Annotated in this window: 16 protein-coding genes and 1 tRNA gene; 15 read left to right on the top strand and 2 right to left on the bottom strand. The window is 31.5% G+C overall.

The genetic code is table 11. The features are described 5' to 3' along the window. The first annotated feature begins 4 nt into the window (after nucleotides 1-4). The 4 genes from ACTF56_RS04550 to ACTF56_RS04535 all read left to right on the top strand — a co-directional run bounded on the left by ACTF56_RS04550 (nucleotide 5) and on the right by ACTF56_RS04535 (nucleotide 4,132). Nucleotides 5-1,726, top strand: coding sequence for a PspC domain-containing protein (locus ACTF56_RS04550; protein ID WP_438965728.1), 1,722 nt, complete (start codon nucleotides 5-7; stop codon nucleotides 1,724-1,726). 26 nt (nucleotides 1,727-1,752) lie between these two features. Next, the gene (locus ACTF56_RS04545) at nucleotides 1,753-2,496 is read left to right on the top strand and encodes a head GIN domain-containing protein (RefSeq protein ID WP_438965727.1); all 744 of its coding nucleotides are present in this window, start codon (nucleotides 1,753-1,755) and stop codon (nucleotides 2,494-2,496) included. Nucleotides 2,497-2,778: 282 nt separating this feature from the next. Beyond that, nucleotides 2,779-3,609, top strand: a complete 831-nt coding sequence (locus ACTF56_RS04540) for a GIN domain-containing protein (protein WP_438965726.1) — start codon at nucleotides 2,779-2,781, stop codon at nucleotides 3,607-3,609. A 1-nt stretch (nucleotide 3,610) separates the two neighbouring features. Next, the gene (locus tag ACTF56_RS04535; protein WP_438965725.1) at nucleotides 3,611-4,132 is read left to right on the top strand and encodes a hypothetical protein; all 522 of its coding nucleotides are present in this window, start codon (nucleotides 3,611-3,613) and stop codon (nucleotides 4,130-4,132) included. A 50-nt stretch (nucleotides 4,133-4,182) separates the two neighbouring features. On the opposite strand, the gene trxB is transcribed toward ACTF56_RS04535, so the two are convergent. Beyond that, entirely contained in the window at nucleotides 4,183-5,130 is a 948-nt protein-coding gene (trxB, locus tag ACTF56_RS04530) for a thioredoxin-disulfide reductase (RefSeq protein ID WP_438965724.1), read from the bottom strand. 151 nt (nucleotides 5,131-5,281) lie between these two features. On the opposite strand from trxB, the gene ACTF56_RS04525 reads away from it, so the two are divergent. The 9 genes from ACTF56_RS04525 to ACTF56_RS04485 all read left to right on the top strand — a co-directional run bounded on the left by ACTF56_RS04525 (nucleotide 5,282) and on the right by ACTF56_RS04485 (nucleotide 12,788). Further along, nucleotides 5,282-5,356, top strand: a tRNA-Pro gene (locus ACTF56_RS04525). Between the two features lie 120 nt (nucleotides 5,357-5,476). Next, the gene (udk, locus tag ACTF56_RS04520; RefSeq protein ID WP_438965723.1) at nucleotides 5,477-6,088 is read left to right on the top strand and encodes a uridine kinase; all 612 of its coding nucleotides are present in this window, start codon (nucleotides 5,477-5,479) and stop codon (nucleotides 6,086-6,088) included. Then, complete coding sequence (locus ACTF56_RS04515; RefSeq protein ID WP_438965722.1) at nucleotides 6,089-6,403, top strand: FtsB family cell division protein; 315 nt, start codon at nucleotides 6,089-6,091, stop codon at nucleotides 6,401-6,403. A 28-nt stretch (nucleotides 6,404-6,431) separates the two neighbouring features. Beyond that, nucleotides 6,432-7,649, top strand: coding sequence for a T9SS type A sorting domain-containing protein (locus ACTF56_RS04510; protein WP_438965721.1), 1,218 nt, complete (start codon nucleotides 6,432-6,434; stop codon nucleotides 7,647-7,649). 2 nt (nucleotides 7,650-7,651) lie between these two features. Continuing rightward, entirely contained in the window at nucleotides 7,652-9,013 is a 1,362-nt protein-coding gene (locus ACTF56_RS04505; RefSeq protein WP_438965720.1) for a methylmalonyl-CoA mutase subunit beta, read from the top strand. A 33-nt stretch (nucleotides 9,014-9,046) separates the two neighbouring features. After that, a complete protein-coding gene (locus tag ACTF56_RS04500; protein ID WP_438965719.1) occupies nucleotides 9,047-9,280 on the top strand; it encodes a hypothetical protein in 234 nt (77 codons plus the stop codon). Further along, nucleotides 9,270-9,563, top strand: coding sequence for a type II toxin-antitoxin system RelE/ParE family toxin (locus ACTF56_RS04495; protein ID WP_438965718.1), 294 nt, complete (start codon nucleotides 9,270-9,272; stop codon nucleotides 9,561-9,563). Before ACTF56_RS04500 ends, ACTF56_RS04495 begins: the two co-directional genes overlap by 11 nt. Nucleotides 9,564-9,575: 12 nt before the next feature. Next, the gene (scpA, locus tag ACTF56_RS04490) at nucleotides 9,576-11,732 is read left to right on the top strand and encodes a methylmalonyl-CoA mutase (protein WP_438965717.1); all 2,157 of its coding nucleotides are present in this window, start codon (nucleotides 9,576-9,578) and stop codon (nucleotides 11,730-11,732) included. 3 nt (nucleotides 11,733-11,735) lie between these two features. Beyond that, entirely contained in the window at nucleotides 11,736-12,788 is a 1,053-nt protein-coding gene (locus tag ACTF56_RS04485; protein ID WP_438965716.1) for a hypothetical protein, read from the top strand. 662 nt (nucleotides 12,789-13,450) lie between these two features. Here the strand turns inward: ACTF56_RS04485 and ACTF56_RS04480 are convergent. Beyond that, complete coding sequence (locus tag ACTF56_RS04480) at nucleotides 13,451-14,005, bottom strand: hypothetical protein (protein WP_438965715.1); 555 nt, start codon at nucleotides 14,003-14,005, stop codon at nucleotides 13,451-13,453. A 127-nt stretch (nucleotides 14,006-14,132) separates the two neighbouring features. Between ACTF56_RS04480 and ACTF56_RS04475 the strand changes: the two genes are divergently transcribed. After that, nucleotides 14,133-14,354: a helix-turn-helix domain-containing protein gene (locus tag ACTF56_RS04475; RefSeq protein ID WP_438965714.1), complete on the top strand. Its 222-nt coding sequence runs from the start codon at nucleotides 14,133-14,135 to the stop codon at nucleotides 14,352-14,354. Between the two features lie 2 nt (nucleotides 14,355-14,356). Continuing rightward, nucleotides 14,357-15,610, top strand: coding sequence for a DNA cytosine methyltransferase (locus tag ACTF56_RS04470; RefSeq protein WP_438965713.1), 1,254 nt, complete (start codon nucleotides 14,357-14,359; stop codon nucleotides 15,608-15,610). Nucleotide 15,611 lies beyond the last annotated feature (1 nt).

Raw genomic sequence — 15,611 nt, 5'->3', positions numbered from 1 at the left:
TATCATGAACAAGACAATAAGTATAAATTTAGGAGGTTTCTTTTTTCACATAGATGAAGATGCTTTTAATAAACTTAATCGTTATTTGGATGCGGTTAAAAGATCACTTTCGCCTGAAGGAAGAGAAGAAATAATAAAAGATATTGAAAGCCGAATTGCCGAACTTTTTCAAGAAAAAATAATCAACGAAAAACAAGTCATCAGCTCCAAACAAGTGGAAGACATGATTGCCATAATGGGACAACCCGAAGATTATAAAATTGACGAAGAACCTATCGAAAAAAAATCTAAAAATCAAAACACTTACTATTCTTCAAAAAAACTATACAGAGATGTAGATGAAAAAGTACTTGGAGGAGTTTGTGCTGGATTTAGTCATTATATTGGTATTGATGCCATTTGGTTAAAAATTGTATTCATTCTTTTAACAGTTTCAGGTGGTTTCGGTATTCCATTATACCTTATATTATGGGTATTATTACCAAAAGCAACCACAACGGCTCAAAAATTAGAAATGCGTGGTATGCCTATTAACATCAGTAATATCGAAAAAAAGGTAAAGGAAGGTTTTGATGACATTGCTTCAAAATTTAATGATATTGATACCGAAAAAGTATTGTATAATGTTAAAAATGGTTCTCAAAAAGTAGGTTCATCAATAGAAGATTTATTTTCCAATTTATTCAAATTCTTTGGTAAAATACTTGGTGGATTTATTGTAATGATTACATCTATAACTTTAATTTCCTTATTAATTGGAACTATTTTTATGTGTTTTTCTACTTCTGTAGATCATATAAACATGCCTTGGAATGAATATTTAAGAGCCAGTAATTATACAGATTTTCCAATGTGGATTGTTCAAATATTTTCCTTTTTTGTAATTGCAATTCCTACGTTCTTTTTTATGATTTTAGGATTAAAATTACTAATCAGCAACTTAAAATCTATAGGAAGTTATGCCAAATACAGTTTGTTGGGTTTATGGATTCTTTCCATCGTATTCTTAGTGTATTTTGGATTAAGACAAGCGTCGGAAGTGAGCTTTGAAAGTAAAGTCGTGGAGAAAAAAGAAATTGGAATGACTTCAAACGATACTTTAAAAATTTACATGAAATACAATAATTTTTATGCTAAAAGTATCAATCACAAATCGGATTTTAAATTCATTAGAGACGAAAAAGATCAAGAAATAATTTACTCCAACAATGTCAAAATTCATTTAATGAAAACCGATGAAAACAAACCTTTCATTCAAATTGAAAAAACGGCATACGGAAATTCATACGAAGCTGGAAAACAAAGAGCAAAAAAAATCAATTATAATTATGATATTCAAGGAAATAACATTAATTTAGATAATTATTTGATTACCGATAGAAGTAATAAGTTTAGAGATCAAGAAGTTCATGTTTATATCTATATTCCTAAAGAAACGGTTGTGTATCCAAGCGAATCCATAACCAACTATTTGACTAACAATTATTCCGATATTAATATGTATTATGGTAAAGAAAATCATTTTTACAAGTTAATTGGCGGCGATTTTAAATGTTTAGATTGTCCTGAAGGAGAAGAAAAAGAAGATTGGGAAACTTCTGAAGATGATACAAATGAAATTGAATTGAAAATCAATGGAAAAGAAATCATTTCAAGTAAAACCGAATCTACAACCATCAAAATAGATGAAAATGGTTTAAAAATTGAAACAAAAGACCGAAAATAAAACAGTAACAACTAAACTAATTAATTATGGTAAACATTATTTTTAGAATCACAAAATTTATTCTATTGCTTGTTATGGCTGCAATGCTGTTGTTATCTTGTGGTAATAACATGAATTTTAACAACGGATTAAATGGCAACGGAAACGTAGTTACAACCAACAGAAGTGTTTCAGAGGCATTTGAAACAATTGAAGCAAAAACAGGAATTACAGTAGTCATCGAACAAGCAAACGAAGCCTCAATTGACGCTAGAACGGATGAAAATTTACAGGAACATTTAAAAACTGAAATTTCAAACGGAGTACTTTCTATTTACTTTGACGAAAACATCAACGATGCTGAAGAACGTAAAGTATTTGTAAAAGTACCAAACGTAACAAAAATTGCGTCTTCAAGTGGTGCTTCTGTGGAAGGTACAAATACAATAAAATCTGAAAATTTAGCCCTAAAATCAAGCAGCGGAAGCGAAATTAACTTGAGTATCAATTCAAAAAACTTGAGTTGTGACAGCAGTAGCGGTAGTAAAATTGAGGCCAAAGGAAAAGCAGAAAATCTTAGAACAGAATCTTCAAGTGGAAGTTCAATCATTTTAGACAATTTAGAAACTGCAAATGCAGTATGCAAAGCATCCAGCGGAAGTACCACAAAAGTAAGTCCAATTGAATCACTAGATGCAGATGCCTCAAGCGGAAGCAGTATAAAATACTATACCAATCCAAAAAAAATAACGGTAGATGAAAGTTCAGGAGCCAGCGTTTCCAAAAAATAAGTAAGAAAGTAACATCAGCCTCAAAACTGGTGTTTTTTTTGGTGTATAAAAAAGCATACTTTTGTAAAAATAAATCAAACAAGAAATCGTTCTAATTATAAATGGATTGAAATAAACTTCTTCAATAATAACACGATACCATTGTTCTAGATTTTTGGAACGACATTAAAAAAATAAATAGTTACATATGAAATCGCCATTAACAACAAGTTTGTTGCAAACAAACACCAATTAAAATAAAGCGATACTATATGACCTTTGAAAAACAATAAATATTTACATATGAAATTAAAACTTATTGCAATTGCCCTTTTTCTAGTTAGCCTGTCCTTCGGTCAAAGAAAGGAAAAAATCAAAGGCTCTAAAATTGTAACGGTTCAAATAAAAGAAACCGAAAATTTTGACGGAATTGACATTGCTGACAACATTGAAGTTTTTTTAGTAAAAGCCGATAAATCCTCAGTAGAAATTGAAGCTGATGACAACCTTCATGATGTTATTGTTTTTGATATTTTAGCGGGAACTTTAAAAATAAGCACTACGAAAGAAGTAATAAGAGCCAATAAATTTAGTCTAAGAATCAATTATACCGACAGTTTAAAAACTATTGTTGTAAAAGATAAAGCGAAGTTAAATGCACTTTCAGACCTAGAATTAAATGATATTACAATCAAAAACTTTGACGATTCTAAATCTTTTTTAAATGTAAAATCACCAAAGTTCACCATTCAATTAAACGACAAAAGTGAAGCCGAATTAAACATTAAATCTGAAAATACAATTTTAGAAATCAGTAAAAATGCCAGAGCAAAAGCCCTAGTAACCTCAACTGATTTTAAATTAGATATGTACCAAAAATCGGATTTAGATATTGAAGGAGAAACGGTTAATGCTCAAATTAGATTGGACAATAACGCCGATTTAAATGCGAAAAAATTCAGTGTTTCTCAAATGAATTTAACTACTGAAGCCTATACTTCATGTGCTGTAAACGTTAAGGATAATTTAAAAATTTCTGCTACAGGAAAATCTAAAGTAGAACTATTAGGCGATGCTAAAATTGAAATTATTGATTTTAAAAATAACGCAATTCTTGAAAAAATAGAAAAATAAAATGAAAACAATAGCTATAGTTTTCTTGTTGATAGTAAGCTTAGGTTTTGCTCAAACGGAAGAAAGTAATTTCCCAAATGATTTTTTTGGAAAATACAAAGGCAAATTAAAGATTACTACTGCTAACGGTTCACAAGAAATTGATATGGAATTTCATTTGTTACCATCAGATACTTTGGGTAAATACCACTATACCATAATTTATAAATCTGATAAAATCAATCAAGAAAGAAAATATACTTTAGTAGAAAAAGATAAAGCAAAAGGACTATATGTAGTGGATGAAAATAACGGAATACTCCTAAATACCATGTTTGCTAATAATGCATTATATTCCATTTTTGAAGTACAAGGTGGATTACTAACTACAATAGAACATTTTAACAAAGACTACATGGATTTTGAAATTATGTATTCTCTAAAAGAAAAAGTTGAAAAATCAGGAGATTCTGGTGAAGAAATTCCTGAAGTACTTTCCTATCCTGTGAGTAGCGTACAAACCGCAAGGTTATACAAACAATAAAAAATCCAGCGTAATTGCTGGATTTTTTTTGTATCACTATAAAACTAAAATTATTCTTTAGAGGCCAAATAACGTTCTGCATCCAAAGCAGCCATACAACCTGTTCCAGCAGCAGTAATAGCTTGTCTGTAAACGTGATCCGCAGCATCACCACCAACAAAAACACCAGCCACATTAGTCTTAGCTGTTCCAGGTACATTTTTTATATAACCCGTTTCATCTAAATCTAAATAATCCGCAAAAATATCAGTATTAGGTTTATGTCCAATGGCTACGAAGAATCCGGTAGCTAGAATTTCAAATAATTCACCCGAAACTCTATTTTTAGCTCTAACACCAGTTACTACTTGTCCATCGCCCAATACCTCATCGGTTTCAGTATTTAATAATATTTCAATGTTAGGAGTATTTCGAACTCTTGCTTCCATAATTTTTGAAGCTCTAAATTGCTCACTTCTAACCAACATGGTAACTTTGGTACACAATTTAGATAAATAATGAGCTTCTTCACAAGCACTATCACCTGCTCCAACAATAACTACTTCTTGATTTCTGTAGAAAAATCCATCACAAACCGCACAAGCAGAAACACCTCCACCAAGATTTAAATATTTTTGTTCAGAAGGTAATCCCAAATATTTTGCAGTAGCTCCTGTTGAAATAATAACTGTTTCAGCATGAATTTCTTTATCATCTTGAATCCAAACTTTATGAATATCACCCGAAAAATCGACTTTAGTAACCCATCCATCACGAACATCAGTACCAAAACGCTGTGCTTGAGCTTGCAAACCAACCATCATTTCTGGTCCAGTAATACCTTCAGGGTTTCCTGGCCAATTTTCCACTTCATTGGTTGTTGTTAATTGTCCTCCTGGTTGTGTACCTTGGTATAAAACAGGAAACATATTTGCTCTAGAAGCATAAATGGCAGCAGTATATCCAGCAGGACCAGAACCAATTATCAAACATTTTACTTTTTCTATAGAATCTAACATAATAATATTATTTAAAGACCCAAAAGTAGCAATTTTGAATGAATTGAAAAGTAATATTACTGACAAAAAAACCAATAGCAGTATTATTAAAATTTATTATTCAAAATGATTTGGAGATTGAAAAAATAAATCTATATTTGCAATCCTCTTTCGGGGTGTAGCGTAGCCCGGTCATCGCGCCTGCTTTGGGAGCAGGAGGTCGCAGGTTCGAATCCTGCCACCCCGACGAAAAATCCTTTTCTTATCAGAAGAGGATTTTTTTTTTGATTAAAATTTATCATTAAAAGAAATTATGATATATATTCTTTTGTGTTGAAATTTATTACTTTTGTTAAAAATATTTACAATGCTTATAATCGGAATAGCTGGTGGTACAGGAAGTGGTAAAACAACAGTGGTACACCAAATAATGAATGAATTACCTCAAACAGAAGTTGGAATAATTTCGCAAGACTCCTATTACAGAGAGACTTCAAATCTTTCTTATGATGAAAGAACTAAAATCAATTTCGATCATCCAAGAGCTATTGATTTTGAACTACTTGTTGAGCATTTAAAACAATTAAAAGAAGAAAAAACAATAGAACAACCTGTTTATTCCTTCGTAACACATAACAGAACAGATGATGTTATCGTAACGCATCCAAGAAAAGTGATGATTGTGGAGGGAATTCTTATCTTAGCAAATCCAGAATTACGGGAATTATTTGATATTAAAATATTTGTTCATGCCGATTCTGATGAAAGATTAATTAGACGTTTAAAAAGAGATATTGCAGAACGCGGTAGAGACATGGAGGAAGTATTAAATCGATACCAAAATACTTTAAAACCAATGCACCAACAATTTATTGAACCTACAAAAGCTTATGCCGATATTATCATACCAAACGACAAATACAATACAGTAGCTATAGATGTGGTTAGAGCCGTAATCAACCAAAGAATTGAAAAGTAAATGATAAAAAAATTCAAAGCACTTCTTACAAAATATCCGCATCTTAAGTTTTTAGGAAACAGGTACTTTTTGGTGCTTTTTATATTCATCATTTGGATGCTGTTTTTAGACAATTATTCCTACTTGGACCACCGTGTTTTAAACAAACAAATCAACGAACTAGAAGACAACAAAGCTTATTATAAAGAACAAATTAAAAACGATAGTATTAAAATAAAAAAACTTCAAGATCCCGACATGACCGAAAAATATGCAAGAGAAAAATATTTCATGAAAAAAGATAGTGAAGACATATACATCATCGAATTTGAATAAGACTTACAAAACTAAAAAAACAGATAATATGAAAATATTTTTTAATCCCTTTTTGTTTACACTATTAATATTTAACGTTTTTTTAGTTAATTCTCAATCTGGGTGTACAGATACTTTAGCAAATAATTACGACCCAACGGCAACTACAAATAATGGAAATTGCATGTATGACAATACAACTATAAGTCCTACAAACTCCATAGTACTAAGTAATTTAATCAACGAAACATCAGGATTACTAGAATGGAACGGATATTTATACACTCACAACGACAATTCTGATACCAATTTATATAAATTAAATAAAACCACTGGAGAAATTTTACAAACAATAGCATTACCAAATGTTCAAAATATAGATTGGGAAGATCTTGCGCAAGACAACACACACATATATATTGGCGATTTTGGAAACAATGCATCAGGAAATAGAACCAACTTAAAAATATATAAAATATTAAAAAATTCCTTAGAAACTTCACCAATTATTGAAGAAATAAATTTTAGTTATTCAAATCAAACCAATTTTTTAGCTCAAACGGCTAATAATACTGATTTTGACTGTGAAGCTTTTGTAGTAACTTCTAATGAAATTATTCTTTTTACTAAACAATGGGTATCCGGAAACACAAGCATATATTCATTGCCTAAAACAGTTGGTTCACATAATGCAATGCTATTAACTACTATAAATAATGTAGGATTAATAACAGGTGCAACCATAAAAGAAGATGTTAATCTAATTGCAATGTGTGGTTATAGTTCAACACTAAGCCCTTTCATTTATTTGCTCTTTGATTTTACTAATACAAACTTTAGCACTGCTAATAAAAGAAAAATAAATATCAACTTGCCTTTTCATCAAGTTGAAGGAATTTCCACTTCAAATGGTATTGACTATTTTATTACGAACGAAAATTTTGTAAATACAACCTTTGGAATTAATAATCCTCAAAAACTCCATATATTTTCTTTAGCAAATTTTTTAAATCCTTATTTAAGTTCTTTAACTTTAAATGAATTTGATAATAAAAAATATTATTTGTATCCAAACCCAACAAATGATTTAATTTACTTTAATAACATATCTGAAAAAATACCCTACATCATTTTTAATAACCTTGGAAAAGTAATTAAAGAAGGTGAAATAGAAAATAATAAACTAAATATTGATGGTTTTAAAAGTGGGGTTTATTTTTTAAAAAACACAAAAACAAATGAAGTTTTTAAAATAATTAAGAATTAGAAATGAAAGATATAATGTTCAATGAATTTAAAAAAATAAGCTCAAAACAATGGAAACAACAAATCCAATTTGAACTAAAAGGAGCTGATTATAACGATAAACTGGTTTGGGAAAGTCTTGAAGGTATAAAAGTAAAACCTTTTTATCATAAGGATGAAGACACCACAATAAATGAGGTTCATACAACAATTACTGATTTCAAAATCTTACAAAACATCTTTGTTTTTGATGTTGAAAAATCCAATTCAAAAGCACTTGATGCCCTAAATAGAGGTGCTGAAAGTATTAGATTCACCATCGAAAACGAAAAGATTAATTCAGATGAATTAATGAAAAACCTTCCTTTGAAAAACGTTTCTTATTACTTCAATTTAAAATTTTTATCAATCGATTTCGTAACTAAATTACTAGATTTCGCTTCCAAAAACAAAGCAAATTTCATAATCCAATTAGACCCAATCGGTCAATTAGCAAAAGACGGAAACTGGTATAAAAATTTAGAAGCTGATTTTAAAAGTTTAAACCAAATTGCCTCAAAATCTAAAATCTCTTTTTGTACTATAAAATCAGGAATTTACCAAAACGCTGGTGCCAATATGGTGCAACAACTAGCCTACACTTTAGCCCATGTAAACGAATATTTCAATAGAGTCGAAAACCTAAACCAACCCATAACGATTGAAGTTGCGGTTGGAACCAATTACTTTTTTGAAATCGCCAAACTTAGAGCATTACGAATATTATTCAATGCACTAGCCAAAGAATATAATCATACTTTTGAATGTTCCATTGTAACAACTCCTACAAAACGAAATAAAACCATTTACGATTATAATGTCAACATGCTGCGAACCACTACCGAATGTATGTCAGCCATTTTAGGAGGAGCTAATGCAGTGGCCAATTTACCTTACGATGCACTTTACCACAAGGACAACGAATTTGGAGATAGAATCTCTAGAAATCAATTATTGGTCTTAAAAAAAGAAAGCTATTTTGATAAAGTCAACAATCCTGCGGATGGCGCTTATTATATAGAAGCATTAACAGTGCAATTGGCAGAAAAAGCTCTAACACTATTTAAAGATATAGAAGCCAATGGAGGTTTTATCACACAACTAATTGAAGGAACCATTCAAAGAAAAATCAACGAATCGGCTCAAAAAGAACAAGATTTATTTGATTCAGGAAAAGAAGTTTTATTAGGAACCAACAAATACCCTAACAAAAACGACAAAATGAAACACGATTTAGAGTTATATCCTTTTGTAAAAAATAATCCAAGAAAAACCTTAATCACTCCCATAATCGAAAAACGGTTGGCAGAGAAAATGGAACAAGAACGATTGAATACAGAAGAATAATTGCTTATATTTACATCAATAAATCAAATACTTATGGAAGCCATTAGACAATTTGTAAAAGTGAAAAATCACCAAGTAAATATCACGTTACCTGAAGATTTTAATGCCGAAGAAGTGGAAGTAATCATCTTTGCTAAAAGTGAATCAAATTTTCAATTATCAGAAGAACAATTGCAAATTTTAGATGATAGACTTAATGAACCTGAATCTGAATATATTTCATCTTCAGAATCTTTAAATAAAATAAAAGAAAAATATGGGTTTTGAGATAGTCGTTTCTAAAAAAGCCCAAGTTGAAATTGAAAATGCAATAGAATATTATTCTGAAATAAATTCGAAACTTGCTTTAAGATTTTATGCAGCTTTAAAAGAAACTTATGCAAAACTTGAAATTAATTCATATTACCAAATAAAATTAAAAAATTACAGAGCTGTTCCAATAGTAAAATTTCCATTCTTACTTTTCTTTGTCATCAATGAAGATAAAAATGAAGTAAAAATACTTTCTTGTTTTCACACCTCAAGAAATCCAAAAAAATACCCAAAATAGATTTTTAAAATCATGCGTAAAAACATCCAACATATACAAATAAAGTCAGAAGTCAGAAGTCAGAAGTCAGAAGTAGGTAGTAAATCTACCAACAACCATCAACCAACAACTAACAACTTTCTCACCGCAGAAAACATCGAAGTCAAACCAACCTACTCCAAAGAAGATATAGAAAACTTGGAACACATTGGTTTTGCAGCTGGTTTTGCTCCTAATCTTCGTGGACCATACGCAACCATGTATGTACAAAGACCATGGACCATCCGTCAATATGCAGGATTTTCAACCGCTGAAGAAAGTAACGCATTTTACAGAAGAAACTTAGCCGCTGGACAAAAAGGTCTTTCCGTAGCTTTTGATTTAGCAACCCACAGAGGCTACGATTCTGATCATGAAAGAGTTTTTGGAGACGTAGGAAAAGCAGGAGTTGCCATCGATTCTGTAGAAGACATGAAAGTCTTGTTTGACCAAATTCCACTCGGAGAAATGTCAGTTTCAATGACCATGAATGGTGCTGTTCTACCTATTATGGCTTTCTATATTGTTGCTGCAATGGAACAAGGAGTTGATATCAAAGACTTATCAGGAACCATCCAAAATGACATTCTAAAAGAGTTTATGGTTAGAAACACTTACATCTATCCACCTACTCCATCTATGAAAATTATTGCTGATATTTTTGAATATACTAGTAAAAACATGCCCAAATTCAACTCGATTTCTATTTCGGGTTATCACATGCAAGAAGCTGGAGCAACCGCTGATATTGAATTAGCTTACACTTTAGCAGATGGTTTAGAATACATCAGAACCGGAATCGCAGCTGGAATGGACATAGATACTTTTGCTCCTAGATTATCATTCTTTTGGGCTATTGGAATGAATCATTTTATGGAAATTGCCAAAATGCGTGCCGCTCGAATGTTATGGGCCAAACTACTAAAACAATTCCATCCAAAAAGCGATAAATCATTAGCTCTTAGAACACATTGCCAAACCAGTGGTTGGAGTTTAACAGAACAAGACCCTTTCAATAACGTAGCTAGAACAACCGTTGAAGCTGCTGCTGCTGCTTTTGGAGGAACACAATCGCTACATACAAATGCATTAGACGAAGCCATTGCATTACCAACAGACTTCTCTGCAAGAATAGCTAGAAATACCCAAATATATCTGCAAGAAGAAACCAAAATAACTAAAACGGTAGACCCTTGGGCAGGTAGTTATTACGTAGAAAGTCTTACTGCCGAAATTGCTGAAAAAGCATGGGCTCTAATTGAAGAAGTAGAAGCTTTAGGTGGAATGACCAAAGCCATCGAAGAAGGAATTCCTAAATTGCGAATTGAAGAAGCCGCTGCTCGTAAACAAGCTCGTATTGATAGTACACAAGACATAATTGTTGGTGTCAATAAATACCGTTTAGAAAAAGAAGATCCATTACATATTTTAGATGTGGACAACGACATGGTTCGCAAGCAGCAAATTGAACGTTTGGAACAAATAAAAGCGTCACGTGATAACGAAAAAGTAAAAGCATGTTTAGCAAAATTAACCGATTGTGCTAAAAACCAAAATGATAATTTACTATCTTTAGCCGTAGAAGCTGCCAAACATAGAGCAACTTTAGGAGAAATTAGCGATGCTTTAGAAGAAGTATTCGGAAGATATAAAGCACAAATTAGAAGTTTTAGCGGAGTGTATAGCAAAGAAATAAAAAATGACGAAAGCTTTGAAAAAGCCAAACTATTGGCTGATACTTTCGCAAAAAAAGAAGGTCGTCGTCCTCGTATCATGATTGCAAAAATGGGACAAGACGGTCACGATCGTGGTGCTAAAGTAGTAGCTACAGGTTATGCCGATGTAGGTTTTGATGTGGACATTGGACCCTTATTCCAAACTCCAAAAGAAGCAGCCAAACAAGCCGTAGAAAATGACGTACATATTTTAGGAGTTTCTTCTTTAGCAGCAGGACATAAAACCTTGGTCCCACAAGTAATTGAAGAATTAAAAAAATACGGAAGAGAAGACATCATGGTAATCGTAGGTGGTGTAATCCCAGCACAAGATTACCAATTCTTGTTTGACGCAGGAGCTGTAGCCGTTTTTGGACCTGGAACAAAAATCAGTGATGCAGCCATAACCATTTTAGAAGTTTTATTAGAAGAATAAATAATGAAGAAAATCCTTTTTATACTAATCATATTAGGAATTAGTCAAATACAAGCACAAGAATATGCTAAATATTTACCTTATAAAGTAAATGATTTTTTTGGTTTAGTAAATGACCAACAAGAGCAAATCATAGAACCAAGACACAATGAACTTAAAATCATTGGTGCTTTTGAATATGCCCTATTTGACAATAAACATTGCTATAATTTATCCAACGGAAATAATGTAGAGCTAGCCTTAAATAACAATACAAGTTTAGTAATCATTGAAAAAGAACTATATGTCTTCAATTCGCAAAACAATGCGTTGGTAAACCCTTTTACCAAAGAGAAAATTACTTTACAATTAAAATACCTTAATTTTTACAACCGAACCTTTTACGACAAAGTCACCAACACCTACTTTGAAATCATAGTAGCCTTAACTTTAGACAATAAAAACCTGTTTTTTGCCAATACCAAAGCACTAAAACCCTTTATAAAAGGCAAGTTTGAATACAAAGATTTTGAGGTAATCAATTTATATGAAAATGGGGTTTCAAAAGAAATTGGCATCATGACCAAAACCAACAACAACATCACATGCTACAATTACAACGGAACAAAATCCTTTACATTAAGCCCATCAGATTACAAAGAAACCAATGATTACAGCATCAAATTCAAAGACGAAGTAGCAGATAAATTCACAACCCTATTCGGATTCAAATCGGACAGATTTCCTACATCTTATGCCTTAAGTCCCATGCCAATGATGGCAGCTACAGGAAAATACCACAACCGATTTATTAGTAAAATCGAAATAGGAAACGGCTACTATTTAGAATCAATAGATTACAACTATGAACTAAAATCAAACCAACGCATCAATTTAGAAAACGTAACTTACAACGGAATTTTCATTTTCGATTACGATGAAGCATTCAATTACTTAGAATTTACAAATAAAAAATCCAACGAAAAAATACAATGCTTCGCAAATCATCCCAAAATCAATCCAAAAACCTTAATGCTCCCAAAGGAAAAATTAATAGACATGGGATTACTAAAATAAACAGATAAATAGCATTTTTTTTGGAACACAATGTAAAATAAGTTAACACTATGTCACACAAAGTTTAGCGAAACTAGTAATAATAAACCTTAAAAAACTTAGTGAAACTCCGCGCAAAACTTAGAGAAACTTTGTGCTACAAAACCTTCAAAAACTTTGCGAAAAACTTAAAAACTTTGCGTTAAAAAAAACTTTGAGAAACTCAGTGTAGTACTTAGAGAAACATAGTGCTACCAAAACCCTTCGCGACTTTGCGACTTTGCGAGCAAAAAATCTCCGTGAAACTCCATGCAAAACTTAGAGAAACTTTGTGCTCCAAAAAACTTCAAAAACTTCGCGAAAAAACTTAAAAACTCTGCGTTAAAAAAAACTTAGTGAAACTCCGTGTAGTACTTAGAGAAACATAGTGCTACCAAAACCCTTCGCGACTTTGCGACTTTGCGAGCAAAAAATCTCCGTGAAACTCCATGCAAAACTTAGAGAAACTTTGTGCTCCAAAAAACTTCAAAAACTTCGCGAAAAAACTTAAAAACTTTGCGTTAAAAAAAACTTTGAGAAACTTAGTGTACTACTTTGAGAAACTTAGTGCTACCAAAACCTTTGCGACTTTGCGAGCAAAAAATCTCCGCGATACTCCGTGAAAAACTTAAAGAAACTCTGTGCTACAAAACATCAACAGCCAAAACCCCCTCCAAAAAATCAATCCCCTTCACCTCCTCAAAAAAATCAATATCCCTTTCGTGAGGCAAAAAATCCGAAACAATACGCACTATAAAATCCTGAGGTTTCTTTAGATACATAAACGTATAATCCTCCATATTCACAACCGTGCCTGCCGCTAAATCAGTCGTTCTAACAAACTTATCCGAAGTCAAAGACGACAAACAAGGCAATTGCAATTGAGGCTCAACTTGTATAGGCTTACCATTCTCAAACAAACCACCTTCGTAACCATATAGAGAAGCAGTTGTAATTTCAATAGGTTTACCCAAACCCAAATACTCCGGCAAAGAAGACTCCTTCCCTACCACAGCCGCAAAACCCATCAACACACAAACATCATGAGCAGGCAAATGCATAAAAGTTTTAGCCGTACTTTCCCGACCAATGCCAGAAACTACGACTTCATATTCATGTTTCGGATTAGGAATACGCGACAAAGCCGACAAGACTTTTTCTCGCTCAATGTCCATTGGGGTTAGGAGGATTATTTTCAAGGGATTTTTTTTGCAAAAGTAGAAAATGATTGTTTAACAAAATAACAAAATTTGTTGTTAACAACTATTATTTTATGCTTACAGTTGTAAGCGGGTCAATTGTAGGCATAACGATAAATTTATAACCATGAATATTAAAGAAAAATTTGGACTTAAAGTTAAAAAGCTCAGAGAAGAAAAAGATTTTTCAATTGAGCAATTAGCTAATATTTCAGATGTAGATAGAAATTATATATCTGACATAGAAAAAGGAAAAAGAAATGTTTCGATTGAGATAATTGAAAAAATAATAATTGGATTAGGTACTGATTTTGGAACTTTTTTTAACGATAAAGGATTTAAGAAATGAAAATGAAAGAAAAAATATCAATTGATGAATTTGATGGCAAAAAATTTAAAATTCGATTTGTTGAGCAAGAAGACAATAGAAAAGCTGTCCTAACACATTATCTTCACAATTATCATAATGGAGTAAAAAAACATTATGAAAAAGAAGCTATCCAATATTTAAAACAAATTGTAGAATATAAAAATGAAGAAGAACAATTAAACTATGTTTCAGATGTTGCACTTCAACAATTACTTTTTGAAGTTGAAAATGTTCCTTTTCCGACACCTGAAAACTATACTTTTAAATTTATAGATTTATTTGCTGGTATTGGTGGTTTCAGGTTAGCATTACAAAATCTTGGTGGAAAATGTGTTTTCACAAGTGAATGGGATGAAAATGCAAAAAAAACATATCGAGCTAATTTTGGAGAAACACCTTTTGGTGATATAACTAAACAATACACAAAAGATTATATTCCAGATGATTTTGATGTGTTATGTGCTGGTTTTCCATGCCAAGCATTCTCTATTGCAGGAAAAAGAGGTGGATTTGATGATACAAGGGGAACTTTATTTTTTGATGTAGCAGAAATTATTAAAAAGAAAAAACCAAAAGCAATCTTTTTAGAAAACGTTAAAGGATTAATAAACCATGATAAGGGAAAAACATTAGCTACTATTTTAAATGTATTAAGAAATGATCTTGGCTATTATATTCCTGAACCTGAAATAATAAATGCTAAAGATTTTGGAGTCCCTCAAAATCGTGAAAGAATATATATTGTAGGTTTTAGAAATGATTTAAATATAAATTCATTTTCATATCCAAAAGCACATAATAAAAAAGTCTCATTTAAAAAGGTAAAAGAAAAAAAAGTTGTCCCAACAAAATATTATTTATCCTCCCAATATTTACAAACTTTAGTAAATCATAAACAAAGACATAAAAACAAAGGAAATGGATTTGGTTATGCTATAATTAATGATGAAGATATATCAAATGCTATTGTTGTTGGTGGTATGGGAAGAGAAAGAAATTTAGTTATTGATAAAAGAATCACGGATTTTACACCAACTACTCATATAAAAGGAGAAGTAAATAGAGAAGGTATTAGAAAAATGACTCCAAGGGAATGGGCAAGGTTACAAGGTTTTCCAGATTCTTTTATTATACCTGTTGCTGATGCATCTGCATATAGGCAGTTTGGTAATTCAGTTGCAGTCCCTGCAATTCAAGCTACTGCTGAAAAAATCATTAACTTATTAAATATTTAGT

Source organism: Flavobacterium sp. (genome assembly GCF_965657075.1).
Classification (GTDB): domain Bacteria; phylum Bacteroidota; class Bacteroidia; order Flavobacteriales; family Flavobacteriaceae; genus Flavobacterium.
This window is presented reverse-complemented; position numbering and strand designations above follow the sequence as displayed.